The 23,125-nt window shown below is 69.5% G+C and carries 32 protein-coding genes; 26 read left to right on the forward strand and 6 right to left on the reverse strand.

Going from position 1 to position 23,125, the window contains the following annotated elements; genetic code table 11:
• Positions 1–3: 3 nt before the first annotated feature.
• The 8 genes from ABTX60_RS07345 to ABTX60_RS07380 all read left to right on the forward strand — a co-directional run bounded on the left by ABTX60_RS07345 (position 4) and on the right by ABTX60_RS07380 (position 6,081).
• A complete protein-coding gene (locus ABTX60_RS07345) occupies positions 4–1,344 on the forward strand; it encodes a hypothetical protein (protein WP_352096089.1) in 1,341 nt (446 codons plus the stop codon).
• Entirely contained in the window at positions 1,344–2,372 is a 1,029-nt protein-coding gene (locus tag ABTX60_RS07350; RefSeq protein WP_352096090.1) for a hypothetical protein, read from the forward strand. Before ABTX60_RS07345 ends, ABTX60_RS07350 begins: the two co-directional genes overlap by 1 nt.
• A 380-nt stretch (positions 2,373–2,752) precedes the next feature.
• Positions 2,753–3,013, forward strand: coding sequence for a hypothetical protein (locus ABTX60_RS07355; RefSeq protein WP_352096091.1), 261 nt, complete (start codon positions 2,753–2,755; stop codon positions 3,011–3,013).
• Positions 3,014–3,086: 73 nt separating this feature from the next.
• A complete protein-coding gene (locus tag ABTX60_RS07360; protein ID WP_352096092.1) occupies positions 3,087–3,803 on the forward strand; it encodes a glycine-rich domain-containing protein in 717 nt (238 codons plus the stop codon).
• 14 nt (positions 3,804–3,817) lie between these two features.
• Complete coding sequence (locus ABTX60_RS07365) at positions 3,818–4,657, forward strand: hypothetical protein (RefSeq protein WP_352096093.1); 840 nt, start codon at positions 3,818–3,820, stop codon at positions 4,655–4,657.
• Between the two features lie 4 nt (positions 4,658–4,661).
• Positions 4,662–4,946, forward strand: coding sequence for a hypothetical protein (locus ABTX60_RS07370; protein WP_352096094.1), 285 nt, complete (start codon positions 4,662–4,664; stop codon positions 4,944–4,946).
• A 67-nt stretch (positions 4,947–5,013) separates the two neighbouring features.
• On the forward strand, positions 5,014–5,766 hold the full coding sequence (locus tag ABTX60_RS07375; protein WP_352096095.1) for a hypothetical protein: 753 nt from the start codon (positions 5,014–5,016) through the stop codon (positions 5,764–5,766).
• 12 nt (positions 5,767–5,778) lie between these two features.
• Positions 5,779–6,081, forward strand: a complete 303-nt coding sequence (locus ABTX60_RS07380; RefSeq protein WP_352096096.1) for a hypothetical protein — start codon at positions 5,779–5,781, stop codon at positions 6,079–6,081.
• A gap of 139 nt (positions 6,082–6,220) precedes the next feature.
• Here ABTX60_RS07380 and ABTX60_RS07385 read toward each other — a convergent pair whose 3' ends face one another.
• Positions 6,221–6,841 (reverse strand): endonuclease domain-containing protein, encoded by a 621-nt coding sequence (locus tag ABTX60_RS07385; protein ID WP_352096097.1) that lies wholly within the window; start codon positions 6,839–6,841, stop codon positions 6,221–6,223.
• A 188-nt stretch (positions 6,842–7,029) separates the two neighbouring features.
• Here ABTX60_RS07385 and ABTX60_RS07390 point away from each other — a divergent pair, with 188 nt between their 5' ends.
• The 6 genes from ABTX60_RS07390 to ABTX60_RS07415 all read left to right on the forward strand — a co-directional run bounded on the left by ABTX60_RS07390 (position 7,030) and on the right by ABTX60_RS07415 (position 11,014).
• Positions 7,030–7,911, forward strand: a complete 882-nt coding sequence (locus ABTX60_RS07390; RefSeq protein WP_352096098.1) for a peptidoglycan recognition protein family protein — start codon at positions 7,030–7,032, stop codon at positions 7,909–7,911.
• A gap of 1 nt (position 7,912) precedes the next feature.
• Positions 7,913–8,212 (forward strand): hypothetical protein, encoded by a 300-nt coding sequence (locus tag ABTX60_RS07395; protein WP_352096099.1) that lies wholly within the window; start codon positions 7,913–7,915, stop codon positions 8,210–8,212.
• A 12-nt stretch (positions 8,213–8,224) separates the two neighbouring features.
• On the forward strand, positions 8,225–8,575 hold the full coding sequence (locus tag ABTX60_RS07400) for a hypothetical protein (RefSeq protein ID WP_352096100.1): 351 nt from the start codon (positions 8,225–8,227) through the stop codon (positions 8,573–8,575).
• Positions 8,572–9,273 carry a collagen-like domain-containing protein gene (locus ABTX60_RS07405; RefSeq protein WP_352096101.1) on the forward strand — a complete coding sequence of 234 codons (702 nt, stop codon included), beginning with the start codon at positions 8,572–8,574 and terminating at the stop codon, positions 9,271–9,273. Before ABTX60_RS07400 ends, ABTX60_RS07405 begins: the two co-directional genes overlap by 4 nt.
• 68 nt (positions 9,274–9,341) lie before the next feature.
• Positions 9,342–9,731, forward strand: a complete 390-nt coding sequence (locus tag ABTX60_RS07410; protein WP_352096102.1) for a hypothetical protein — start codon at positions 9,342–9,344, stop codon at positions 9,729–9,731.
• A 329-nt stretch (positions 9,732–10,060) separates the two neighbouring features.
• On the forward strand, positions 10,061–11,014 hold the full coding sequence (locus ABTX60_RS07415; RefSeq protein WP_352096103.1) for a pentapeptide repeat-containing protein: 954 nt from the start codon (positions 10,061–10,063) through the stop codon (positions 11,012–11,014).
• A gap of 100 nt (positions 11,015–11,114) precedes the next feature.
• Here the strand turns inward: ABTX60_RS07415 and ABTX60_RS07420 are convergent, their stop codons facing one another.
• Both ABTX60_RS07420 and ABTX60_RS07425 read right to left on the reverse strand, forming a co-directional pair.
• Positions 11,115–11,675, reverse strand: coding sequence for a hypothetical protein (locus tag ABTX60_RS07420; protein WP_352096104.1), 561 nt, complete (start codon positions 11,673–11,675; stop codon positions 11,115–11,117).
• Positions 11,676–11,791: 116 nt separating this feature from the next.
• Positions 11,792–11,965: a hypothetical protein gene (locus ABTX60_RS07425; protein WP_352096105.1), complete on the reverse strand. Its 174-nt coding sequence runs from the start codon at positions 11,963–11,965 to the stop codon at positions 11,792–11,794.
• A 423-nt stretch (positions 11,966–12,388) separates the two neighbouring features.
• Here ABTX60_RS07425 and ABTX60_RS07430 point away from each other — a divergent pair, with 423 nt between their 5' ends.
• The 10 genes from ABTX60_RS07430 (at position 12,389) to ABTX60_RS07475 (ending at position 18,783) form a co-directional block, all read left to right on the forward strand.
• Entirely contained in the window at positions 12,389–13,582 is a 1,194-nt protein-coding gene (locus ABTX60_RS07430) for a helix-turn-helix domain-containing protein (RefSeq protein ID WP_352096106.1), read from the forward strand.
• 109 nt (positions 13,583–13,691) lie between these two features.
• Positions 13,692–14,387 carry a hypothetical protein gene (locus ABTX60_RS07435; RefSeq protein WP_352096107.1) on the forward strand — a complete coding sequence of 232 codons (696 nt, stop codon included), beginning with the start codon at positions 13,692–13,694 and terminating at the stop codon, positions 14,385–14,387.
• Positions 14,384–14,758 carry a DUF6415 family natural product biosynthesis protein gene (locus tag ABTX60_RS07440; RefSeq protein WP_352096108.1) on the forward strand — a complete coding sequence of 125 codons (375 nt, stop codon included), beginning with the start codon at positions 14,384–14,386 and terminating at the stop codon, positions 14,756–14,758. Before ABTX60_RS07435 ends, ABTX60_RS07440 begins: the two co-directional genes overlap by 4 nt.
• 288 nt (positions 14,759–15,046) lie before the next feature.
• Positions 15,047–15,235, forward strand: coding sequence for a hypothetical protein (locus tag ABTX60_RS07445; RefSeq protein WP_352096109.1), 189 nt, complete (start codon positions 15,047–15,049; stop codon positions 15,233–15,235).
• A 60-nt stretch (positions 15,236–15,295) separates the two neighbouring features.
• The gene (gene tgmA / locus ABTX60_RS07450; RefSeq protein ID WP_352096110.1) at positions 15,296–15,592 is read left to right on the forward strand and encodes a putative ATP-grasp-modified RiPP; all 297 of its coding nucleotides are present in this window, start codon (positions 15,296–15,298) and stop codon (positions 15,590–15,592) included.
• Positions 15,593–15,595: 3 nt separating this feature from the next.
• Positions 15,596–16,561 (forward strand): ATP-grasp ribosomal peptide maturase, encoded by a 966-nt coding sequence (gene tgmB, locus ABTX60_RS07455; protein WP_352096111.1) that lies wholly within the window; start codon positions 15,596–15,598, stop codon positions 16,559–16,561.
• The gene (locus ABTX60_RS07460; protein WP_352096112.1) at positions 16,561–17,694 is read left to right on the forward strand and encodes a methyltransferase domain-containing protein; all 1,134 of its coding nucleotides are present in this window, start codon (positions 16,561–16,563) and stop codon (positions 17,692–17,694) included. Before tgmB ends, ABTX60_RS07460 begins: the two co-directional genes overlap by 1 nt.
• A gap of 76 nt (positions 17,695–17,770) precedes the next feature.
• Complete coding sequence (locus ABTX60_RS07465; RefSeq protein WP_352096113.1) at positions 17,771–18,082, forward strand: DUF6087 family protein; 312 nt, start codon at positions 17,771–17,773, stop codon at positions 18,080–18,082.
• 75 nt (positions 18,083–18,157) lie between these two features.
• Positions 18,158–18,565 (forward strand): DUF6302 family protein, encoded by a 408-nt coding sequence (locus ABTX60_RS07470; RefSeq protein ID WP_352096114.1) that lies wholly within the window; start codon positions 18,158–18,160, stop codon positions 18,563–18,565.
• Positions 18,562–18,783, forward strand: a complete 222-nt coding sequence (locus tag ABTX60_RS07475) for a hypothetical protein (RefSeq protein WP_352096115.1) — start codon at positions 18,562–18,564, stop codon at positions 18,781–18,783. The genes ABTX60_RS07470 and ABTX60_RS07475 overlap by 4 nt, the downstream gene beginning before the upstream one ends.
• A gap of 88 nt (positions 18,784–18,871) precedes the next feature.
• On the opposite strand, the gene ABTX60_RS07480 is transcribed toward ABTX60_RS07475, so the two are convergent.
• Entirely contained in the window at positions 18,872–19,126 is a 255-nt protein-coding gene (locus ABTX60_RS07480) for a DNA-binding protein (RefSeq protein ID WP_352096116.1), read from the reverse strand.
• A 163-nt stretch (positions 19,127–19,289) separates the two neighbouring features.
• Between ABTX60_RS07480 and ABTX60_RS07485 the strand changes: the two genes are divergently transcribed.
• On the forward strand, positions 19,290–20,942 hold the full coding sequence (locus tag ABTX60_RS07485) for a site-specific integrase (RefSeq protein WP_352096117.1): 1,653 nt from the start codon (positions 19,290–19,292) through the stop codon (positions 20,940–20,942).
• A 345-nt stretch (positions 20,943–21,287) separates the two neighbouring features.
• Here ABTX60_RS07485 and ABTX60_RS07490 read toward each other — a convergent pair whose 3' ends face one another.
• On the reverse strand, positions 21,288–21,749 hold the full coding sequence (locus tag ABTX60_RS07490; protein WP_352096118.1) for an MFS transporter: 462 nt from the start codon (positions 21,747–21,749) through the stop codon (positions 21,288–21,290).
• Positions 21,750–21,836: 87 nt separating this feature from the next.
• On the reverse strand, positions 21,837–22,013 hold the full coding sequence (locus ABTX60_RS07495; RefSeq protein WP_352096119.1) for a hypothetical protein: 177 nt from the start codon (positions 22,011–22,013) through the stop codon (positions 21,837–21,839).
• 35 nt (positions 22,014–22,048) lie between these two features.
• Between ABTX60_RS07495 and ABTX60_RS07500 the strand changes: the two genes are divergently transcribed.
• Positions 22,049–23,101 carry an amidohydrolase family protein gene (locus ABTX60_RS07500; RefSeq protein WP_352096120.1) on the forward strand — a complete coding sequence of 351 codons (1,053 nt, stop codon included), beginning with the start codon at positions 22,049–22,051 and terminating at the stop codon, positions 23,099–23,101.
• Positions 23,102–23,125 lie beyond the last annotated feature (24 nt).

Here is a 23,125-nt window from a genome sequence, read left to right on the forward strand (position 1 = left end):
CTGGTGCTTGCTGACTTCGTGACCGTGGGCGGTGTGGAGGTGGTCAACCACGCCCGGTTGCGGCAGTACCTACAGACGGTCGGGTCGCCGCTGACGAGCGGGTCGGACATCTGCGGCTGCGAGAGCCTCACCGCGGCCGTCCTGGACGATGACGGGCAGCCGTACACCACGCCCGACGATCCGCTCACCCCGGCCGAGTGGTACGACCCCGATGCGCCCGAGAGCCTGGAGTTCGCCGGCGTGCTGCTCCTCAGCATCGACGGGATCGATGACTCCGCGGTGGAGCGGTCGGTGAACACGGCGGTGACCGGTGGCGGTTCGATCGGCCCGGCCCGGGTGCAACCGCGGCAGATGACGTTCACGGCGCTGCTGCTCGGCTCTACGTGCTGCGGCGTCGAGTACGGGCTTCAGTTCCTCAAGGCGGCGTTGCAGGGCTGCACGGGCTCGCAGTGCGGCGGCGACTGCGTCGAGATGTACGCCTGTTGTCCGGGCGAGGCGATGACGCGGGACGAGTTCAACCGGGCGCACCGGCGGACGTTTCGGCGGGTGGCGCTCACCTCGAAGGTGAAGGTGACGGCGAGGAACGGCGACGGCTCCTGCGCGGGAGGCACGTGCTCGATAGGCGCCGACATCATCCAGGTCGAATGGACCATGACGGCCGCGAGCCCGTTCGCGTACGCGGACGCGGTGGAGCTGCTGGACGTCACGCTGCCGACCGATACCGACGGCGAGTGCATAGAGTGGTGCATCCACGAACCGTGGCTGCCGGACTGGGCGAACACGTGCAAGGACTGCCGTCTCAAGCCCTGTCGGGACAGCCAGGACAAGTGCGGCGACCCCGCCTGTGCCAGCGCGGTACCGCCGGTTCCGACGGCCCCGGTGACGTGCTTCTGCGACGCCCTCGCCGTCAACTCGGCCGCCTACGCCCTCGACCTGTCCGACCGGCCCGGGTGGATGGACGACGTGCCGCTCATCAGCGTCTACGCCGGGAGCAGCGACCTGCGGCGGCTGAGAGTGAGCCTGTTCCAGAAGACGGCAGCGGATGCGGGCTTGACGTGCGAGGAGATAGCCGAGAAGAAGCGCTGTGAGCCGTATGCGCAGTGGACGGTGAGCTACCTGGCTGCTGGATCGGAACTCGTCCTGGACGGGCAGACGTCCCGGGCTGTGCTGTTCTGCGGCGGCGAGTGCTCGTCGGCGACGACGGTGTTCGGCCGTGAGGGCGCCCCGGCGTCGTGGCCGGCCCTGGACTGCGCGGAGTATTGCCTCCTGGTGGAGACGGACGCGTTCGAGCCGCCGGCGGCGGACGCGCGGCTGTCGTTCGCGGTGTCGGGGAGGGCCCTCTGATGGCCGAACTCGGGTGCGCAGCCGAGTACACCGCCCACATCACGGACCGGGGCGGGCAGATCCTCGCGCAGGCGCAGGTCATCACGAGCCTGCAATGGTCCAGGATCCTGAACGACGCCTCCACGGCGAGCGTCACGATCGAACCGGACGGCGACTGCTGCGGCGTCCTCGGCGACATGCGGGCGATGCGCCACTGGCTGCACATCTACCGCAACGACGTGTACGTGTGGGGTGGGCAGATCCTCTTGCCGAAGTGGGGTGTCGGCACGGTGACGATCTCGGCCGCCGACATCGTGTCCGTGCTGAACCGGCGCACGCCGCACGAGACGAAGGCGTTCACGAACACCGACCTGACCGACATCGCCGAGTGGCTGATCGAGGATGCCCTCGCCCCCGACGACCCAGGCCACACCGTCACCGTCCTCGCGGAGTCCGGCATCCTCGGCTCCCGCGACTACCGAGCCAACATCGGACAGAGCGGCGACCACCTTCGCAACCTGGCGGAGACCGGCCTCGACTTCACCGCGGTCGGGGCGACGCTGCTGCTCATGCCGGACGACTGGAGCGCGAGCATCGGCCTCCTCACCGACGCGGACCTCCCCGACGGGCTGAGCGTCGAAGAGGACGGCACGGCGATGGCCACCAGGTGGATCGTCTACGGCGACGACGCCTCGGGAGTCGTGGGCACGGCCGGCGGGGTCCACCCGTACTACGGGCTGATCGAGCGGAGCATCCAGGACACGAGCATCAAGGACCAGGCGAGCGCTGACGCGGCAGCACAGTCACGGCTGAACGCATCGCTGCCGGTCCCGGTCTACATCGACAGCAGCGAGGTCACGCTGTCCCCGGACGCGGGCGTCGACATCGCCCGCCTCGTGCCGGGCTGGTGCGTGGACCTGACGACGACAGCGACGTGCCGGAACATCTCGCAGCGCATGAAAATCACCGGCCTGAGCGTGTCGGCGGACGGCGCAGGCGAGCAGGTGAAGGTCCAGTTCGGGCCCGTGAGCACCTCGGAGGACAACTGATGGCGCACCGACCGGCGACGAGACTGATCCCGGACAACCCGCTCGCGGGTGTGCTGCGCGAGGCACAGCGCTCGGCGAGGCAGCCGGGGCCACGCGGCGACCAAGGCGACGAGGGCCCTCCCGGCCCCGCGGGCCCGCCAGGGCCAGCAGGAGCGGACTCCACGGTCCCGGGACCGCCGGGTCCTCCCGGGCCGCCCGGGGCGGACTCCACAGTGCCGGGACCGCCAGGGCCTCCCGGGCCGTCCGGGGCGGACTCCACGGTGCCGGGACCGCCAGGGCCTGCGGGCCCGCCGGGGCCTCCAGGGGCGGCCTCCACAGTGCCGGGCCCCCAGGGACCTCCCGGACCTCCAGGCCCCGCAGGGGCGCCGCCAGCCGCGACCGTGGTCACCACGGGGGCCGACGGGCGGGCTACGTGGGTCTACCCGCGGGCCTTCACGCAGCCGCCGATTATCGGCGCGCTCCCCGTCGATGCGGCCCCGGCCGACGCACGAGGCCTGTTCGTGTCGCTGGAGAGCGTCACCACCACGCAGGCCGTGGTGCGGGTGTGGACGTCGACCGGTGTGCTGGTCGGCGGGCAGACGGCGGCACCGGCCGGCTCGGGGGTCAAGGTGCACGTCCTAGCGGTGGGCACCCTTGCCTGATCACCGCTCGTAAACTCGTCCCGTCGACTGGTTGAGGGCCGGACTCCGTGAACCCGAAGGGGTGTGAGTCCGGTTGCGTGCGTGTGCCGACGGGTCGTACTTCGAGATCAACGACAACGGCGAGCTGACCATGGTCCCCGGCTCGCTGGGGCTGCGGAACATCCTGTACTTCACCGCGCCGGGGACGTTCTCCTTCAAGAAGGCGTCGTATCCGTGGCTCGCGCGTGTGCGGGTGCGGGTACAAGGCGCGGGCGGCGGAGCCGCAGGCGCGAACGCGGCCGCCGACCAGTGCATCGTCCGGCCCGGCGGCGCAGGCGGCGGCTACTCCGAATCGCTGATCGAGGCGGCCGACCTGGGCGCCTCGGAGACCATCGTCGTCGGCGCGGGCGGCACAGCCGGCACAGCGACCACCGCGGGCGGCACGGGCGGCTCCTCGTCGTTCGGCGGGTTCGTCATGGCGAACGGCGGGGATGGCGGGCATGCCCTCCAGACGTCGGGGACGAGCCTCGATGTGTCCTCGGGCGCGAACGGGCCGCTGGCCGGCACGGGCGGCTGGAAGCAGGGCGGTGGTCCTGGCGGCGCGTCGATCCGGCTGAACGGTACGAACGGAATGTCCGGCGTGGGCGGCGAGTCCGTCATGGGGCACGGCGGTCAGGCCCGCGCCTTCGAGACGGACGGGGCGTCGGGCCGTGGCGCTGGTGGCGGGGCCGGTGGAGCGCTGTCGTACGGCGGCGCGGTCGACGGCGCGGCGGGAATGCCGGGCGCCGTGATCATCGAGCTGTACGGCTGAGGGGGAGAGGAACCATGGCTAGGTGCCAGTGCGGCGGCGGCGACTGCAACTGTGTGGTGGTCGCTGGCGACAACACGACGGTCACCGGGTCGGGCAGCACGCTCAATCCGTTCGCGGTCAGCGCGGTGACGAACTGCGCCGAGGTACGGGCCTGTCTGTCGAACGCGCGGGGGATCAGCTACAGCGCGACGACGGGGCAGATCTCTGTCGACCTGTCGGAGGACCCGGGCAACAACCTCGTGGTGCGCCCGAACGGCCTGTACGTGCCGACGGGCGCGGCGACGGTGACGACGGGCTGCGGCCTGACCGGCAACGGCTCGGCGAGCTCCCCCGTGGCGGCGAGGACCCAGACGTGGTCGTACGCCTGCCCGGTCAACACGGCTGGCGGGGGCGTGTACTGCGACGGCAACGGCGTCCTGCGCAGCGACCCTCCGGCGCGCATGAACACGTACACGGCGTCGATGAACCAGACGTACAACGACCTCGCGGTCCCCGCCACGGATACGACCGTCGCTTCGTTGTCGCTGACGCTCCAGAACACCGACACCTGCCGCCCGGCGATCGCCATGGTGTGGCAGGACGTGGACGCCGACGTGTTCCTGCCGTCCGCCGGGAACGGATCGGGCGCAGCGTACGGGATCAGCGGCGACGACATGTTCGCGATGCAGAACCACGGCGACGCGCCGCTGAACGCCGTGCACGCCCAGGTCGGGAAGCTGATCAACGTCAACGTGCCAGCGGGCGGGTCCGCGACGACCGTCCTGAACATCACCATGGGGCGCGGCTTCGGCGGTGCCACGTACTCGCGCATCCAGGCCCGGCAGCAGGCCTGGGTGTTCTCCCTGCCGAACTAAGGAGATGGCTGTGCAGACGAGCCGGTACTTCAGGAACCTCGACGGCACGGTGCTGATGCTGTCGGGTGAGAACGTCGAACCGTCCGCCCCGAAGGTGGACGGCATCGAGGAGATCACGGCCGCCGAGTTCGATGCGTCGATGGCCGCCTACCAGGCGGCCAGGCAGAAGGCCGTTGACGACGCGTTCGCGGCCCGGCAGGCGGCAGCGAAGTCCGCGTACTCGGTGCTGTCGCTTCTGCCCGGGATCGGCCCGGAGACGGCGAAGTACCTGACCCGGTACACGCCCTGAGCACTCTTAAACTGGGGTCGCTGCTGGTTGTGGGCCGGGCTCAACTTGACTCCCCTCGGAGGGGCCCATGGCGAGCTGCAAGTGCGGCGGCAGTGCCTGCAACTGTGTGGTGCGGGAGGGGCCGGGCTCGACGGTCACCGGGGCGGGCACGACGACGAACCCGATCACGGTCGGCGCGAAGGTTTCCCCGACGCCGGGCAACACGCTGACGATCGACTCCGGCGGCCTGTACGTCCCCGCCGCTTCCCTGACGGCGGGCTGCGGCCTCACCGGCACCGGAACCGCAACGGACCCGGTCACCGCGAACACGCAGACGTGGCCCTACGCGTGCCCCATCGGCAACAACAGCTCGGGCATCTACTGCGACCCGGCGACCGGCGAACTCAAGGGCGAACCGCCCCTGAAGCAGGACTACTTCCACAACGAGAGGAACGACGTCCTCGCGACGCCCATCCCGGTGCCGACAACGCCCGAAGAGACCGTCGACACGATGACCCTCACGGTGACCAACCCGGACCCGTGCCGGGCGGCGCTGGGCCTGCTCTTCAGGGAAATCGACCTGGACTTCATGCTGCCGCCGGACAGCGGCGCCATGGCCGGCATCGACAACGACGACATGACCTACCTGGGCAACCAGGGCAGCAGGACGATCTTCAACACCCACACGCAGGACAACAAGATCAGCGAGATCCGCCTGGCGGCGGGTGAGACGCGGACGATCTCCATGAACATCCAGGCGGGCCGTGGCTCCGGCGGCGCGGAGATCACCCGCATTCAGGCCACCCTCCGCGTGTTCCTGAACAGCATCGTCGAGGCGTGAGGAGGCGGACCCATGGCAGGAACACAGCAGACGCTCTACTACGGTGACGCGGACGGGAACCTGCGGCAGCGGGTCACCAACGAGGAGAACCCCACGACCCCCGCGGGCTGGACGCCGCTCGACGCGGAGGCGTACGCGGCGAAGCTCTCCCAGATCCAGGCCGCGGCCGCGCAGCGCCAGGCGGACATTGAGGCCGCCGAGATCGCGCAGAAGAAGAGCGCGTACGACGCTCTGATCGCCGCGAACCTCGATCCGGCGGTGGCCACGACACTGACCGGCTACATCCCCCCGACTGAGACGGTGGAGGGCTCCTGATGGTTCGGTGTTTGTTTGTGAAAAAGCTGGAGCTCCAGCCGGAGAGTGACCGGCAGGAGGCCATCAGGCCGACGCAGTTCATCGTGCACACCATCGTCGCGCCGTGGACGCCGCAGCGTACCGACGAGTACTGGCGGGACTATTTGGCCCGGCTCTGCTCCAAGTACGCGGCTGCAGCACGCAGGAGTGCGGGGTCATCCCGGAACTTCCCGAGCCCGTGGTTGCACGCGGTGCACAGTAGGCCACGGACACATCGGCCGCAGGACGTGGCGGGGCCTGAACAGCAGGTGTGGTCATGATCAATGGACAGGGTGAGCGCGTTATCGTCCGTCAGTCCGCAGATGGCGCATACGCCGTTCTGACTCGCCAACATCTCGTCGTATTGCCCGCGAGGCATGTTGTAGAGCGCCCTGCGCTGGGCGTCCCGCGCGCAGCCTCGACAGTGGCCTTGCAGCCCGTCGGGGGCGCTAGCGAGTCGGGTGAACATGTGTGGGAGGAGCCAGACAAGGCAGGTGCGGCACTGTTTCTCGCCCCGTTCGTTCCTGTCGGTCGGCTTGGCGTCACGCCTTTCCGGCAGGGGGGTCAGTTCGCGTCCCGCGTTGCGCTGCCAGTTGTGACTGGCGCACAGGCCCTTGCTGATGTACGGCCGTGTGCAGTCGGGAAACTCGCACCGTCGGGGTTCCGTCGCCGTGCGGGCGTGCACGCGGTGTGCGGATCCAGGTCCCGTGTCCCCGTGACGTTGCCAGCGGCTGTAGTGCATGGCGCACCATCCTCGGGAGTGCACGCGCACAGGGCGGTCGCATCCGTCGATTGTGCAGGTGGGCACGTCCACACCGGCGTCCCTTCGATGAAGAGGCAGGAGGCACTCTGATGGCTTGGTGCCCGTTCGCGAAGAAGCTTGAGCTTCAGCCCGAGAGCGATCAGCAGCCTGCGATCCGGCCAACACAGATGATCGTTCATAGCGTCATCGCCCCGTGGAGCGCCCAACGGCTCTACGAATATTGGAAATCTACCTCACTGGAGTCCCACTTCGGCCTCGGCTACCAGGGCGACCTGGGCCAGTTCATCGGCACGGAGACCCGCGCTGACGCGAACGCGGGCGCGAACCGGCGGGCCGACGGAACGGGTGCGGTGTCGATCGAGACGGCGTCGAACACGAAGGGCTCCGACCCGTGGACGGCCGCCCAGGTCGAGGAGCTGATCAAGCTCGGCGTGTGGCTCCATCAGCACCACGGGATCCCGCTGCGGATCTGTCGCAGCCACTCCGACCCGGGCTTCGGCTTCCACTCGATGTTCCCGCAGTGGTCGACGGACGGCACGGCATGCCCTGGGGCCGCCCGCATACGCCAGTTCCGCGAGGTGCTGTTCCCGCGGATCGTCGCCGCCGCCAACGGCCAGACACAGGAGGAAGACGTGCCCGACTATGTGAACCTCGGCCTGGCCAAGCCGTTCACGCTCAAGCCCGGCGCTTGGGACTCGATCGAGTTCACGCGCGAGTGGAACGACACGGCCGGCGACCATGCGACCGGGGGCAGCGTCTTCGTGCGCGGCGCCGCCCGGTTCACCGGCAGCGTCTCCCTGACCCTGTCCGGGCTGCAGGAAGGCGACGTCGTGCAGGTGCGCATGTCCGAGTACGAGGGTGACGAGCACCGCGCAGATCACCCCATCGACGAGGTCACGGGCACGGAGGGCGGCTCGTATCGCGTAGTGCCGCTGACGAAGCGTCTCGCCGCCGGGCGGGGCATGCGGGTGCGGCTGCTGAACCAATCGAAGCAGCCGGTCACCGTTTCCAGCGCCGTCCTGTCGGCGCTAGTGTGGAAGGAGTCCTGACATGCTGCTGCCCTCGCTGCTGCGCACCGTCGTTCCGCTGGTCGCGGGCTGGATCATCGTCGCCCTGACCGGCCTGGGGTTCAGCCTCGACAGCGACACAGCCCAGTCGGCCGTCGCGCTTGCCGTCGCCGGCGCGTACTACCTCGTGTTCCGGCTCGTCGAGCGGGCCGCCGAGAAGGCCGCATGGCCGGCCTGGGTCAAGGGCGCCGCCGGGGTGCTCCTCGGGTACGCGCGGCCGCCGCGGTACAAGCCGACCGACGATGCGCGCGAGCTGCTACGGCAGAGCCGCCCCGGGGCCTGATCGGAGTTCTTGATGCCTGATGAGCCGTCCAACGGCGAACTCGGGCGGCAGATCAGCACGCTCCACGCGCTGCTCGACGTCCGCTTCGGGGAGTTGAACACCCGCCTCGACAAGGTCGTGTCGCTGGACGTCTACACCATCCAGACGACGCACGTCGAGCAGCGCCTGGCGCAACTGCAAACGGACATCCAGCGCTGCTCTGACGCGAACACCCAACTCGAGGACGACTTCGAGCAGTACCAGCGCGACGAGTCGAAACGCCGCGACGACGAGCGGCAGAAGCGGCTGTATCAGGCCGTGGTGCCCATCCTGCTGTGCCTGCTCACGTCCGTGATCGCCATATGGGCGGTGGTGGCGAAGTGAACGCCTGGCGCAAGATGATCCGCCGTCCTCGCCTGCCGCGCGCCGAGTGGCTCATCGCCGTCACGGGCGCCGTGTTCGTGCTGTTCATGGGCTGGCTCGCCGTGCAGGTGATCACCCAGGCGCATGACCTGCGGGCGACAGCGGGCCATCTGCGGGACGCGAACCGGGCCCGCGACCTGCTGGCGGAGCAGGTGCAGCGGCTCGGCGGCAAGCCGGTCGCCGGGCCCCCTGGTTCACGCGGGGCGCCCGGCAAGAGCATCGTCGGCTCGCCCGGCCCGGCCGGCGAACGGGGAGCCGACGGACGACCGGGCGAACCCGCGCCGACCATCACGCCGTCGCGGGGTCCGTCGGGCCCGCCGGGACAGGCGGGCCAGGACGGCGCCGACTCGACGGTGCCGGGTCCGTCCGGGGCGCCGGGCGCTGAGTCCACGGTCGCCGGTCCGCCCGGGCCCGAAGGCCGCGAGGGCCCGCCGGGCCCGGCGGGACAGGACGGCAGCGACGGGCGGGACGGCGAGGACGGCCGGGCGCCCGCCGGGTGGACGTTCACCTACGAAGGCGTCACCTACAGGTGTGGGCCCGTCGACGGCTTCGACCCGGGCGCCCCGCGCTACGACTGCCAGCCTGACCAGGTGCCCCCCTCCGAGCCGAGCCCGACGCCGCAGGCGGCCCTGAGCCCGTTTCGGCGGGAATACGGGTAACCGCCTCCCCCAGACGACCCCTCGTCCTCTCCCGCTCCAGAGGGCGAGGGGTCTGCCATGCTCGGGGCATGAGCTACGACCCCGAGGAAGACCGCCGCGAGCTGGAGGCGGTGATGGCGCGTCTCCCGCGCCGCACGCCGGCTGAAGTGTTCGCGGAGATCGAGGCCGCGCGGCGGGCTGAGAGGAACGCGCCCTGGCCGGAGCCGAGCATCGTGCCCACGTCGGAGTTCCCCGCCTTCGGGGTAATCCGGTACCCGTGCCCGCTGGGGTGCGGCTGGCACCACCAGGAGGAGCCGGGGGTCGACGCTTACGGGCCGATCGTCGTGGCTGCCCCCTACGATTCGCAGGCGGTGAGTGCCGCGCTGACCGCGAGTGCGAACGAGCGTGGAGAGCTGTTCCGGGAGCGCGTGGAGGCTGCGCTCGTCGACCACTACGAGACTGCGCACCCCGGGAGGTAGGTCTCCGATTGTCAGTGTCCGGAGATACGTTGGGCACGTCAAATCCATCGTGCTGGCTGGCTTGATCGGATTTCGGAGGTGAGCCCCCGCCCGTGGCTTCTTCGGGTGGGGGCTCGCTGCGCTGCATTCCCCAACGGGCGCCCCTTGCCGGTGGTCCGATCGGAGTAGTGAGAGTTGCTGGCTCTCGGCCTGCGAGATGCGATGTACAGGTGGCTGGGAAACCGAGCGCCGACGGGCTTCGCCGTATTGCTCGTCGCCGTCACGTTCGCCGGCGTCGACACTACGGCCGCTCGTCGGCGCCTACATCCGAGGGGCGGGGCCGGCTTCAGTTGGTCAGTCTGATCGCGCTCAGCCTGCCAGGGATCGCCGCCCTGGGCGCGCTGCTGTTCACTTGGATGCAGGTCGGACAAGCCAGCAAGGAACTGAGCATCTCCGAGCACGGGCAGATCACCAGCCGGTTCAACTTTGCAGTTGACCATTTGGGATCGCAGTCCCTAGACATTCGTCTGGGCGGCATCTACGCCTTGCAGCGCATCATGCAGGACTCCCCCCGCGACCAACCGACGGTCGTGTCCGTGCTGGCCGCCTTCGCGCAAAGGCACGCAGGGTCAAGCGCAGACAGCCTGAAGAAGCCGATTGACCCCGAGGTAACTCCTACCCCGGTGGCGGATGTACGGGCGGCGATCGCCACGCTGGTCCACCGCCGCCCCAACCTCGACAGAGGAACGATCGTCGACCTGAGCAAGACCGACCTGCGTGGTCTCCGATTCAATGAAAGGGCACCCATCAAGCTCCCCAACGTGGATCTGTCCGAGGCTGATCTCCGCGAGGCTTCTCTGGCCGGTGCGGACCTGCACAAGGCCTACTTGTGGGACGTGAACCTGGAAGGGGCTGATCTGGGAGGAGCGAATCTCTGGGGTGCCTATCTGGCGGGGGCAAGCCTCCCCAACTCGTCCCTAGCGGGAGCGAATCTTCGCCGGGCAGACATGACCTGTATCGACCTATTCATCAACGAGACCGGCGCCGTAGAAGAGCGTCAAAACTGTGTGGACATGCAACTCGTCGACCTGACAGATGCTGATCTTCGTAACGCCATTATGAGCGACGTGAATCTCAGCTACGCGATTCTGTCAGGCGCAGATTTTCGTGGTGCAGACCTTGCACGCTCGAACCTGAGCAACGCGGACCTGACCAATGCGGACTTCCGTGGCGCCAAGCTGACCGATATAAAACTGGAAGGCGCCACGACGACCGGCGCGCTGGGGCTCCCCCTCGATGACTAGGCGGCCTGCTCGACGTCGTCCTACGAGATATCCGCCCACAGCTCCTGGGGATCCGCGTAGGTCGTGGAACGCTCCCTACCGGCGGGCTGGTCCGATACCGTCAGCGACCAGGTACCGAGCGGTCGCGGCGTGACGGCCGGCGGATGGCCCGGTGCGCTGGGTAGAGGGGACGTGCCCGGGGGCGTGGCGGCGGAGTCGGCTCGGGTCGGTCTGAGGCCGGAGGAGTCGGCTCATCCCAGCCTGGGGGAGGCGCGTTCAGCAGATCCCGCAGCATGCCTTCGACGTCGAGCGTCCGCATGAGCAGCAGGATCACGGTGAGTGCTGCGACGAAGTGGAACCCGTCCTTGCTCACGTGAACGACTTGCGCTGCAAGATCTGGATCGTCCGTGCGCTTCGGAGTCGCCAGCCAGGCGATCAGGTCCACTTCCACAAGGGCGTGAAGGAGCACCATCGCCGCCCAGTAGGTGCCGATCAGGGCTTTCATCAGCGCTCTCACGCCGAGCACCGTTTTTTGCCTGATCACGCGGTCCTTGTTCATAGCTCTTAGGTCCGCATGGAGGTTCTGGGAGAGCGTGGCGACTTCAGCCGTTCCCACGACCAGGACGATCGGGATGACGGTGGCCATCGTCGTCGCGAAGTCCTCTGTCATCTTGTATGCCACGTTCCGCCCCCGGCTTGTGCGCTTTCAGCCCGACGTTAGAGCAGAGCAGTTTGGTGCGTGGGGCGTTCACCGCAACGCACGGACGCTGCCGTCGTGAGCGAGCGCCCTCTTGGTGATCACGCTGCCGGTCCGACCTCGTCCCGTGTGACCTCCGCCCACTGGGCGAGGAGCTCGGAGTACGTCGCCGACCGCTGATCGTCGGCGGGCTGGTCCATGAGGTTGCGGATCAGCTCGTTGAGATCTTCGAGGGCAGGCGTCACCTGGCCGTGAGGCCGGGGAGGGGAGGACATGCCCACACCGTACGGCGCCGCACTGACATTGGGCCCGGGAGCCCTGTTCTATTCTGCGTTCGAGGTGGCGGCTGCTCGTCGCCCAGAACGGACGCGATGATGACGACGGACATTCCTCCGATGGCGGAGCCCGATCCCTCCGTGCTGACCGCACCTGGAGACCAGGTCGGTCCCTGCTCGACGTGCCAGCGGAAGACGCATAAATACGGGCGGGGCGGCTGTCCTCTTTGCTCGTACTGCTTCGCAGTGGCGTCGGCGAAGTGGGGGCCGGGCGTGAGGTGCAAGAGCCATAGCGCCTGACCGGCGGGCCGCGCGGGGAGCCGGAAACGAAGAGCCCCACCTCACTGGGAAGCGGGGCTCGTTCGTGACCCACGCAGCCGACCGCGGGTACTGTTCTGGTGTCGAAGCAGAACAGGAGCCAGTATGCACGCTCTGCCCGAAGACCGCACCGGCGTGCGGATGAAGCGCCTCCGCCTCGAACGCCACCTCACGCAACGGGCCGTTGCGGATCTCTCCGGAATCCCGTACAGCACGTACACGAAGACCGAGCAAGGCGTTATCTCGGCGACGCCGCATGTCATCGCTGCCTTCGCCCGAGCCATCCGGGTTGAGGTGGCGACAGTCGTTGGACAGCCGTACGCCGAGGAACTGCGGGCCGACGAACTCGACGTTCTGATAATGCCGGTGCGCGAGGCCCTCGATGTCTTTGACCTCGGCCCCGACCCGGACATCCAGCCCCGGTCTCTGACCGAACTGGGCGATGAGGCCGAAGCTTTGTGTGTCGCCGTACGCGCCGGCGAGATCAAGAGGGCGGCGAGCAACCTTGCCGGGCTCATCGAGGAGACGACGACAGCTGCTCATGAACTCGGCAGCACCGAGGGGTGGTTGACCCTGGCGTCGTTCTACCGGACGGCTTACGACGTCGCGACCAAGCTCGGGTTCCCCGACCTCGCTCAGCTCTCGCTCGCCCGGATGGACTGGGCCGCGCAGCGCGGCTCGGACGCCGTCATCGGTGGCATGTACCACTACATGCGGGCGCTCACCTACCTCCGTGAGGGGAAGTACCGCACTGGGCAGCGACTCGTGAACCTGGGGCTGTCGACGCTCCAACAGGCCGACGAGACGCGAGAGCGTGAGGTCGTCACGGGGCAACTCCACCTGGGGGCGTCCGTCATGGCCGGTCGCGCCCACAACAAGGACCAGGCCCTCATGCACCTCGGAGAAGCCGAGCGGATCGCCGGGGCGACCGGCGAGTCCGTACAGGTGCATTGGCTCGCTTTCGGACCGACCAACGTCAAGGTGCACCGTGTGTCGGTTCTCGCCGAACTCGACCAGTACGGCGAGGCGGTCGAGGCGACGTCAGACCTGCACATCCCGAAGGACTGGCCCAAGTCGCGGACCAGTCACCACTTCGCTGAGGTCGCTCGCGCGCAGATGTGGACCGGCAAGATCGACGCGTCGTACCAGAGCCTCCTCAAGGCGCGCAAGGCCGCCCCGCAACAGGCGAAGTACCACCCGACCGTGCGTGAGACGTACGCGAGCCTGGAGGCCGCTTACCGGCGGCTGCCTGAGAACTTCCTGTCGTTCGGGTCCTGGCTGGGAGCCGCGCACGCGTAGCCCGTAACAGTCGGTCAATCCTTGGCCCCAACTATCAACAATTCTTGATAGTTGGGGCCTTGGCGTGTCGGCACTATGTCGTCACTGGCCTTTCGACATGGAGCCGACCATGACGATCAGATACCCGGCCCAGCAGCGCACCTGTCGACGTGCTGCCGCCGGTTTCCTTGACCTTTCCCTCGACGCGCACCCGGAGTCGGGCCTGCGTGTCTGCGCCGTCGGTTCCACGCTCCCTCACAAGGACGTGATGATGAACGGATCTTCGCAGTACGTCTTGAACGGCGCCGATCGTGGACGCCAGGAGTTGGCGCAGCGGTGGCTTCTTCAGGCGGCGCCGGAAGAGCAGGTGGCGCTCAACGAGTGGAGCTGCGGTGTCGCGCTGCTCGTCGCAGGCCGCACCTGGGACGCGGTACGGGTGCCGTACGAGGTGCTCGACACCTCGTTCGACGCCGACACCGCCCCGAAGGCGCTGCGGACCTGTGTCGCCGACCTGCGGCTGGTTGGTCCGAGCTTCTGCGACCCGTACCGCCCGTACGTGTACTTCCTCGTCCAGGCCGGCACGGACCGCGTGTGGCCTGCCGAGGAGTTCGAGTCGGTCAAGGTGGAGTGTCTCGGCGGAACCGAGCCGTACGTTCGTCACATCGGGGTGCCGCCCATCGGTCGCACGGAGCGGCCCGGCTTGTTCTGGCTCATGCCGCCGGACCGCGTCGCTTGCCGGCACGTCGACGCCGCGCACCTGCTCAACGTGCTGCGCGAGAGGCTGCGCCAGTCCCTCACCGAGCCCGCCCACGGCGGCGTCCGGTGAGTGCGGCGGTCGCAGCGGAGATCGACACCGCGGCTGTCGAGCGGGCGTGTCACCGCGCCCTGTGGGAGCCGATCCCGGACCACGCGGAACTGGCAAAGCTCATCCCGGAGATCGAGGGCTACGTCCGTCAGCTTTCGCCCGAGGTGGCCGCCATCGTGCCGCGCATGCAGAGCGGGACGAAGGACGCCGCGCTGAGCACCCTGGGGCACGTGGACGAGGTCCTCGACCCTGCGGCGCCTTCCGCGAACCTGCCCGCGCGGCTGCATGACCTCGGCGTCGTCGCGCGGGCTCTGCTCGTCCTGCATAAGCAGTGCCGCGAACCGATACCTGGTGTGGTGCCGAGCGGAGGCTGGCTTCTCAGCCCCACCTGAACGCCTGGAAGCGTGACTGCGGACCCGCGCTTCCAGGGCCCGGCCCCGGCTCGTCCGTCCCCCCCCGTGGCGGATGAGTCGGGGCCCACACGGCGGCGCTCTCGCCGCTCGTCCACCGAACGTCGGCGGGGCTGGGATGACGTGCTCCTGGCCTCGTCGGCAGCAACGCCCGCGCAGCGACCAACACGGCTAGAACGCTGCGCGGGGGCGGGTCGGCCCCTTCTCGTTCCCCCACGGCGGGGCCGGCCCGCATCGCCCCATCCCACCCCCACAGAAGAGGACCGTCCCGTGGAGCGGCAATGGATCATCGGCGACTGCTGGCTCGGGTGCGAGCGCACTCAGCTCCGGGTGATCTGGCTCGGGCCGGTGCAGTGGGACGGGCAGCACGCCCCATTCCTCGTCTGCGAGGAGTGCTTAGACCGCCTCATGCGGCAGGCCCGCGCCTACTTCCTTGCGCGGCAGCCGCTCGGCGTCTGACCGGACAGGCCCGGCCCAGACAGACCGGGCACCGTGGCACTACCGACTGAAGGAGAACTCGTGACGACAGCTCTGAACCGTGAGGCGTTCCCGCTCACCCCGCCTGGAGGTCCGATCCCGTTCAGCGGGGAGGCGCCGTCGGGGCCGGCGACCCGGCCGTGGGGACTGCGGTTCGCCCGCACCCCCGACTCGACCGGCGCGGCCGTCATCCCGGCCCACTTCTACGACGCGAACCGGCAGGTCAACCTGTCGTACGACGGCGGCCTGCTGACGTGCATGGCCAACACTCACAGCCCGACGGTGCCGGACGGCTCGACGAGCAACCCGCCGCCGCTGGACGAAGGCGCGAAGGACTAACTCATGTCCCTGCCTGTCCTGGTGATCGCGGCCAACGATGACTGGCCGACCGATCGTGTCGTGACCGAGCTGACCGGCCGGGGAGTCGAGGTGTTCCGCATGGACACCGCGGACTTCCCTCAGCGGATATCGCTGACTGGCCGACTCGACTGGGGCCTCGACGGGTGGGCGGGGGATCTGGCCACCGTGCACCGCACGGTGGAGCTGTCCCGGGTCGGCGCGGTGTACTACCGCGCCCCCGGGGCGTTCCAGTTCCCCGACGGCATGAGCGGACCCGAGGAGCGGTTCGCGGCCGCGCAGGCCCGCGCCGGCCTTGGTGGTGTGCTGTCCGCGCTGGACTGCCGGTGGGTCAACCATCCGACGTTCATGGCCCGTGCCGAGTACAAGCCGGTCCAGCTCGACGCGGCCCGCGCGTGTGGGCTGCGTATCCCGCCCACGCTGATCACGAACGAGCCGGATGCGGTGCGCGAGTTCGCCGCAGAGGTGCCCGGCCCGCTGATCTGCAAGCCCGTGGCCTCCCCGGTACTGATCGAGGACGGCCAGCTCAAGGCGGTGTACACGCGCCGCCTCACCCCGGATGACCTCGCCGACCTGCGGGGCATCGAAACCACCGCCCACCTGTTCCAGGCCTGGATCGAGAAGAGCCACGAGGTCCGCCTGACGGTCGTCGGGTCGCGCATGTTCGCCACCGAGGTGCACGCCGGAAGCGACGCCGCGCACGAGGACTGGCGAGCCGACTACGGGTCACTCACGTACGCCACGACGACGGTTCCCGCCGACGTGGAGGCAGGAATGCGCCTCCTGATGGACCGGCTTCACCTCACGTACGGGGCCGCCGACTTCGTCGTTGACCCTGACGGGCGGTGGTGGTTCCTTGAGGTCAATCCCTGCGGGCAATGGGACTGGATCGCGGGCGCAACCGGGCAGCCGATCGCCGCGGCGATCGCCGACGAACTGCAAGGAGTCTGATGGACTGGACGCACCACGCCACCCAGCTCGCCCGCTCGGTGGTGCACCCCACATCTCGGTGGCACAGGCCGGTCCTGGCCACACCCCGACACGAGTTCGTGCCCCGGTGGTTCACCGCCGGCCCGGAGGGCTGGACTCCCAAGGACGGCCCTTCGTACGAGGCGGCCTGGGCACGCGCCGCGTACGCGAACCAGACCCTCGTGACCAAGGTCGGCCCGGTACACGCCGACCACGCGGCCGACGACCAGGCGGTGACGGGGCGGCCCACGTCGTCCAGCACACTGCCGGGACTGGTGGTCAGCATGCTCAGCCACGGGCAGCTCCACCCCGCTCATGAGCTGCTCGACGTCGCGACCGGCTCCGGCTACAGCGCGGCCCTGGCGTGCGCCTATCTGGGTGATCACCAGGTGACCACCGTGGACGTCGACCCTTACCTGGTCGAGGCCGCCTCGGAGCGGCTCGATTCGGTGGGCTACAACCCGAAGATGCTCGTGCAGGACGCCACCGCGGCGCTCCCCGGCGAGTACGACCGGATCGTGTCCATGGTGTCCGTGCCGTCCGTCCCCGCGTCGTGGCTGCGCGCGTTGCGGCCGGGTGGGCGCCTGGTGACCACCCTCGCCGGAACCGGGCTGATCCTGACCGCCGACAAGAGCGACGACGGCGGCGCGGTCGGCCGGATCGAATGGGACCGGGGGGCGTTCATGGCCACCCGCACGGGCGACGACTACCCGCCCCAGCTCGACGACCTGTTCGCCCAGGCCCGGGATGAGGAGGGCGAAGAGGTCACCGATTCGCCGTACCCGGTCCTCAACGTGATGCAGGCGTGGGAGGTGTGGTCGATGCTGTCCGTCACGGCCCCCGGCATCGAGCACCGCACCGGCACGGACAACGACGGCAACCCGACAGCGTGGATGCTTCACCCGGACGGCTCCTGGGCTCGCGCCGAGACGAAGCCCATAAGCCGTACGGCGACCGTCCACCAGGGCGGCCCACGCCGCCTCTACGACATCTTGGACGGCATCCGGTGGCGGTGGCTCCAGGACGGCGAACTGCCCGTGTACGGGGCCACGGTGACGATCACGCCGGACGGTGCGACGACCCTGGCCCGGGGCGGCTGGACCGTCACGCTCTGACCGGCCGGGGTTCCGGCGGCGGCACGGCCCTGGGCACACTGGCAGGGCCGTGGCCACGCAGGGAAGGGGAAAGCCCGTGGACGACGAGCCGTTGGACGAGTGGGCCGCACGTCGTGATGCCCGCCGGCCTGCGCCCGGTGACCGGAAGGCCGTCCCTCTCGGAGACGGCCCCGAACACGGGGCGCATGTCGACCCGGACGCGCCGCGCGGGATGGTGGAGTGGGACGGCCACCAGTGGATCCCGAGCGGTGTGGCCGACGACCAGGCCGTGGCCGCGCAGGAGAGCGCGCAGGACGCGGCGGAGCGTGTTGCCCTCCCGCGCTTCAGCGCTCTGCCGCCCGCTCCGGAGCGGCCGTTCAGGCCTACCCAGGTGTTCCGCAGGCCCTGAACGCGCACAGCTGTGGGCCCGGCCTCCGGAGCGGTACAGGAGGCCGGGCCCACTGCTGTGCGGAGGAGATTGAGGATGAAGGACGTCGTGGAGGGTCCCGCCGAGGTGCGGCGCCCGGACATGCGCGAGGAGTGGGAAGCGTCCTGGTATCGGGAGAGGCTGGCGGACCCGTCGCTCCTCAACACCGCGGTTGCGGTGGTCGCCAGGGGAATCAGCTATCTCGCGGTGCCGGTCGGCGGGGAGCGGCGCGGCGGTTACCTGCCCGTCCGCGAGCCGACGGCGGTCATGTTGCTGCGCCAGGCGCTCGAAGGACTCGACGGCTTCCCTTCGGTGCGGGTGCGTTGGTCGTTCCACCTGGATGCGTGCGACGTCGTCGAGTGGGGCGAGCACCCGCCGGACACAGACTGCGACGCCGAGCGCGGCAGGTTCTACGGATACAGCGAGCAGTCCATCGCTCGCTTCACGAAGGAGAGAGAAGCATGAGCAATGACCGTTCGCGGACGCCTGGTGAGGAGCCCGCCGTGCAGTACACGTCCGTTCGCGTCAGCGCGTTAGGCATGAGAGTGCGGGCCGACGGGCGTTCGGGCCGTGAGGCGTGGCGCCTCCTGTGGCGCCGGAACCCGATCGTGGCCTGTGCGGGGGCGGCATACGTCGCCCTACTCGTGGCTCTGGTCATCGCATTCGCCGCGCGGGTCGTCTGACCGGACAAGGAAGCGGACCCGGCCTCCGGGGGGGGGAGGGGAGGCCGGGCCCGCTGCTGGGGGATGGGCAGTGGTCTGTGAAGTGGCGTCAGGCCGCCGGCGAGTGCTCGGTGTCCTCCTGCTGAACGCCGAGGACGCGGCGGAGGTCGGCGGTCACGACGCGGTAGGTGCGCCCCGCTGGGATGACCTTGCACGGGAACTGCCCGGCCCGCACCAGCTCGTACGCCTTCGTGCGGCCGAACCCGAATGCCCTCCCGGCCGTTTCGACGTCGGTCGTCGGCGGCAGGTTGATCAGGTCGCCGACGGTGAACTCCTGGTTCTCCGTGCTCGCCAGCTGAGTCATGTGCGGACCACTCCCGAACAGCGTCGTGATGTTACTGCGCATTGCTGCGCGCAGTACGCACAGTACGGGATGAGTTGATAGTAGGCAACAGCTGACGTACGTTGCTGTCAGCTGGGTACGCATAAGTACGCGCGTAGTTCGCGAGGGACCTCGGGGGGTAGGCATGGCCGGAGCGCGTCGCGCTGGCGGCATTTCGAAGCGCTGCGAGTGTCGCGGCCCGGACAGTAAGCGGCTCGGTGCGAAGTGCCCGCAGCTGACGAAACGCACCCACGGCGCCTACCAGCTGCGGCAGGAAATCCCCGCCGCGGCGGACGGCACCCGCCGGACGTTCCGGCGCACCGGCTACACCACGGGCAAGGACGCGCAGAGCGACCTCGACAAGGTCCGCGCCATCCTCGATCTCGCCGACGACAGCGACGACGACGGCCACTACGCACGGCAGATCGGCGACCTGCTCGCCAAGGTCCAGAGCGACCGCGCGGACATCCCGGATGCGGCCGAGGTGAAGCGCCGCCTCGCCGGCGGTGTGGCGCTCGACAGCGACATGACCGTGGGCCAGTGGCTCGACGCGTGGGCCGCAGCGAAGAAGACGAAGCGCCGGACGACAAGCAGCTACGTCTCGCACATCCGCGTGCACCTGAAGCCGGGCCTCGGGCACTACCGGCTCGACCGCCTGAACATCCACCACGTACAGGCGTTCTTCGACGCGATCGACGATCAGAACGAGGTGGCCAGGGCGGAGAACGAGGCCCGGCGCGAGCAGGAGGCGCGCTGCAAGTGGCGCCCGGGAACCAAGGGCGGCCGGCCCTCACCCGCGGTCTCTGAACGGCTCGCCGTCGAGCGCGAGAAGCTGAAGGCGATGCCGCCGTACCGGAAGATCACCGGTCCGGCGACGAAGCAGCGGATCCGGGCGACGCTGCGGGCCGCGCTCAACGGGGCGATCAGGAAGCAGCTCATCACCTTCAACCCGGCCGAGTGGGTCGAGCTGGAGTCCGGCAAGCGTCCGAAGGCCAAGCTGTGGACGGTGCAGAACGTCGCGCACTGGGAGCGCACGGGCGAGAAGCCGTCGCCGGTCATGGTGTGGACGCCGCCGCAGCTCGGCGTGTTCCTCGACGAGGCCGAGAGCTCGCGCCTGTACTCGTTCTTCCACCTGATCGCCTTCCGGGGCCTGCGCCGTGGTGAGGGCGTCGGCATCGAGTGGACGAACATCGACCTGGACGCCGGGCTCATCACCCCCTCGCGGGCGCTCGTCGTCGACAACTGGGAGGTGTTCGAGGACGACCTCAAGACGGAGGAGTCGACGTCGACGATCGCCCTCGACTCCCTCAACGTCACTGTGCTGCGCGAGCAGCGTGCGCGGCAGCTCGCCGAGCGGGACGAGTGGAACCGGCACGCCAAGAGGGAGCGCGCGAACGGCAAGGACGTCGCCGACTGGGTCGACACCGGCAAGGTGTGGACCGAGCCTGACGGGACGTGGCTCCACCCCGAGAAGGTGTCCGAGGAGTTCCGGCGGATCTACAAGCGGGTCGGGCTGCCGCCGATCAACCTGAGGGATCTGCGGCACCTGGCGGCCACGCTCACCCATGCGGGCGGTGGCGACATTTTCGCGGTGAAGAAGGTGCTGCGGCACTCCACGATCCAGCTCACGGGCGACACGTACACCGAGCTGCTGGAGGAGGTCGACCGGGACATCGCGGAGAAGGCGGCGGGCCTGGTGCCCCGCGCTCGCCGCTCCCCGGAGGCCACGCCGCCCGAGCCGGAGAAGCCGGTCGATGGCGACGACCAGGACGACGACGAGGGTCGTGGAAGCGAGTAGAGTGCCGGGCGAGCAGCGCCCAGGCCCCGCCATCTATGCAGGTGGCGGGGCCTCTCTGCTCGCCCCATGCTCGCCCGAACGTCCCGTAACGGCTCGGAAGTACCCGGCAGAAGCCGACAGGCGCCTAACGGCGCTACCATGCTGGACAGGGCTGTGACCTGCACAGATCGGCAGTAGCCGACACTGGGCGACATTGCCCGGCATGGGGCTCCGTGGCTCGGCAGCGGACTCATAATCCGTCGGCCGTGGGTTCGAGTCCCACCCGCCCCACCACTTGCTGCCCGCGAGGAAACGATCTGCCCGGCAGTTTGGCCGGCGGTCAGGCGACTCGGGTGATGCCGGGGTTCAGGGGCCGACCGGAGCCGTGACCGGCTCGCCGTGGGACGGTGTCAGCGGGTCGTTCCGGCGGCGCAGGCCCAGCAGTACCGTCGCGGCGAGCAGGGCTGCCGCGACCGCCAGGACCGCCAGAGCCGGCTGGAGACCTCCGGCCGCGGCGCTCAGACCCGCGACGACCAGGGGGCAGAAGAACTGCCCGAGGGTCAGCGCGCCGCTCCACCAGCCGGTGCCCCGGCCGCGCTGGGTGAAGCTCAGCCGGTGAATCGCCCACACCAGCAGCGTCGGCAGCATGACCCCGGTGCTGAAGCCGGTGATGATCGCGCCGGCCACGACGACGGGCAGCGCCCCGGTCGCGAAGACGGTGGCCAGGCCGATGGCCACGCCGGCGAACTCGAGGGGAACGAGGACACGGGCCGGTCTGCCGGCCAGCCGGGGGAAGAGTGCCGAACCGGCGGCCGTGGCCAGCGCCATGAGCTGTGGCAGCCGCTCCGCACCGGCACGCCGGGCGTCAGGACGCGTCTGGAGCCGCCGCCGCGCCGTCAGGTCCTGGTTCCGTGCCTAGTCACGCTGTTCGGCGGACTGTACTTCTTCACCCTGGTCGTCGAACTGCCGTTCATCCTGGACGGGATCGGCATCGACTCCACCGCCGTCGTCGGCACCATCTCCGCCGTCGGCGACGAAACCGAAGAGCGGGGCGGACAGGGCGAGGAACAATCCCGGCAGGGCGACCACCATGGGGACCAGGACGTCGCTGCCGGCGTGCCACGGAAATGCCGTTGCATCTGCGGCTGCACGGGCGCGATGAGGGCGGATCCGAGGACCGGCATGCAGATCCCCGTCACGAGCAGCGTCAACTGGGCACGTCCTGCTGGTCGCCCGGCTGGGCCGCGGGCTGCCTGATCCGGTGCGACCGCCTGGTCCGGTGCGGGCGCCTGGTCCGGTGCGGGCGGCGACAGCTCGGTCTGCGGCCGGTCACGGTCGACGGCGTCGGTCACGATGACACACCTCCTTGTGATGTCACGAGCGGGGGCCGTGGGGGGAGGTTTGGTGGCGGCCGTCACCGTCGGGTCGACACGATCAAGATGCTGCTCTCCAGCGACGACGCGTTCGTGCCCGGCGGATCGCACCAGCTCCTCTACACCGACGAGGAGGTGCGGGCGGCCGGGGAGCAGGCCAGGGAGTCCGGTGTGTGGCTCGCCTGCCACGCGCACGCCGCCGGGTCGATCAAGCAGGCGGTGCGGAACGGCTTCCGCATCGTCTACCACTGCACGCACGCCGACGAGGAAGCGCTCGACCTGCTGGAGGAGGCCAAGGACCGGATCTTCGTCGCACCGGCCGTCGGGGTGGTCTACACCGGGGCCCACGAGGCCGCCGCGTTCGGTGTCACCCAGGAGACCGCCGAGGCCAAGGGCCTGCTGGAGACGCTCGAACGGTGGAGCAAGGTCATCCCGGAGATGCGGCGCCGGGGCATCCGGGTCCTGCCCGGCGGGGACTACGGCTTCCCGTGGAACCCCAACGGCGCGAACGCGCGCGACCTGCAGTACTTCGTCGAGCTGTACGACTTCACCCCGGCCGAAGCGCTCACCGCGGCCACCATGTACGGCGGACAGCTGATGGGCATGGGCGACGAACTGGGACTCGTCCGTGAGGGCTACCTCGCCGATCTCCTGCTGGTCGACGGTGACCCGCTGAAGGACGTCTCCATCCTGCGCGACCGGGACCGGATCACCCACATCATGCAGGGCGGACGGTTCCACAAGCGCCCACCGCGTGAGGAGTACCGGCAGTTGCTCGCGCGGGAGGGCCAGGGGGCCCGCGGCTGAGGCCGCTCATCCCGGGTTCGCCGG

The organism is Streptomyces sp. NPDC126510, from assembly GCF_040302345.1.
Classification (GTDB): domain Bacteria; phylum Actinomycetota; class Actinomycetes; order Streptomycetales; family Streptomycetaceae; genus Streptomyces.

Excerpts from the sequence above, each read along its gene's own strand:
- ABTX60_RS07500 (WP_352096120.1), top strand. The coding sequence starts at position 22,049 with ATGCCGTTGCATCTGCGGCTGCACGGGCGCGATGAGGGCGGATCCGAG.
- ABTX60_RS07370 (WP_352096094.1), top strand. The coding sequence starts at position 4,662 with ATGGCTGTGCAGACGAGCCGGTACTTCAGGAACCTCGACGGCACGGTG.
- ABTX60_RS07385 (WP_352096097.1), bottom strand. The coding sequence starts at position 6,841 with ATGCACTACAGCCGCTGGCAACGTCACGGGGACACGGGACCTGGATCC.
- ABTX60_RS07425 (WP_352096105.1), bottom strand. The coding sequence starts at position 11,965 with ATGTCCTCCCCTCCCCGGCCTCACGGCCAGGTGACGCCTGCCCTCGAA.
- ABTX60_RS07390 (WP_352096098.1), top strand. The coding sequence starts at position 7,030 with ATGATCGTTCATAGCGTCATCGCCCCGTGGAGCGCCCAACGGCTCTAC.
- ABTX60_RS07410 (WP_352096102.1), top strand. The coding sequence starts at position 9,342 with ATGAGCTACGACCCCGAGGAAGACCGCCGCGAGCTGGAGGCGGTGATG.
- ABTX60_RS07490 (WP_352096118.1), bottom strand. The coding sequence starts at position 21,749 with ATGGCGCTGGCCACGGCCGCCGGTTCGGCACTCTTCCCCCGGCTGGCC.
- ABTX60_RS07375 (WP_352096095.1), top strand. The coding sequence starts at position 5,014 with ATGGCGAGCTGCAAGTGCGGCGGCAGTGCCTGCAACTGTGTGGTGCGG.
- ABTX60_RS07380 (WP_352096096.1), top strand. The coding sequence starts at position 5,779 with ATGGCAGGAACACAGCAGACGCTCTACTACGGTGACGCGGACGGGAAC.
- ABTX60_RS07485 (WP_352096117.1), top strand. The coding sequence starts at position 19,290 with ATGGCCGGAGCGCGTCGCGCTGGCGGCATTTCGAAGCGCTGCGAGTGT.
- ABTX60_RS07470 (WP_352096114.1), top strand. The coding sequence starts at position 18,158 with ATGAAGGACGTCGTGGAGGGTCCCGCCGAGGTGCGGCGCCCGGACATG.
- tgmB (WP_352096111.1), top strand. The coding sequence starts at position 15,596 with ATGTCCCTGCCTGTCCTGGTGATCGCGGCCAACGATGACTGGCCGACC.
- ABTX60_RS07430 (WP_352096106.1), top strand. The coding sequence starts at position 12,389 with ATGCACGCTCTGCCCGAAGACCGCACCGGCGTGCGGATGAAGCGCCTC.
- ABTX60_RS07495 (WP_352096119.1), bottom strand. The coding sequence starts at position 22,013 with ATGGTGGTCGCCCTGCCGGGATTGTTCCTCGCCCTGTCCGCCCCGCTC.
- ABTX60_RS07460 (WP_352096112.1), top strand. The coding sequence starts at position 16,561 with ATGGACTGGACGCACCACGCCACCCAGCTCGCCCGCTCGGTGGTGCAC.
- ABTX60_RS07435 (WP_352096107.1), top strand. The coding sequence starts at position 13,692 with ATGACGATCAGATACCCGGCCCAGCAGCGCACCTGTCGACGTGCTGCC.
- ABTX60_RS07400 (WP_352096100.1), top strand. The coding sequence starts at position 8,225 with ATGCCTGATGAGCCGTCCAACGGCGAACTCGGGCGGCAGATCAGCACG.
- ABTX60_RS07480 (WP_352096116.1), bottom strand. The coding sequence starts at position 19,126 with ATGACTCAGCTGGCGAGCACGGAGAACCAGGAGTTCACCGTCGGCGAC.
- ABTX60_RS07350 (WP_352096090.1), top strand. The coding sequence starts at position 1,344 with ATGGCCGAACTCGGGTGCGCAGCCGAGTACACCGCCCACATCACGGAC.
- ABTX60_RS07475 (WP_352096115.1), top strand. The coding sequence starts at position 18,562 with ATGAGCAATGACCGTTCGCGGACGCCTGGTGAGGAGCCCGCCGTGCAG.
- ABTX60_RS07365 (WP_352096093.1), top strand. The coding sequence starts at position 3,818 with ATGGCTAGGTGCCAGTGCGGCGGCGGCGACTGCAACTGTGTGGTGGTC.
- ABTX60_RS07395 (WP_352096099.1), top strand. The coding sequence starts at position 7,913 with ATGCTGCTGCCCTCGCTGCTGCGCACCGTCGTTCCGCTGGTCGCGGGC.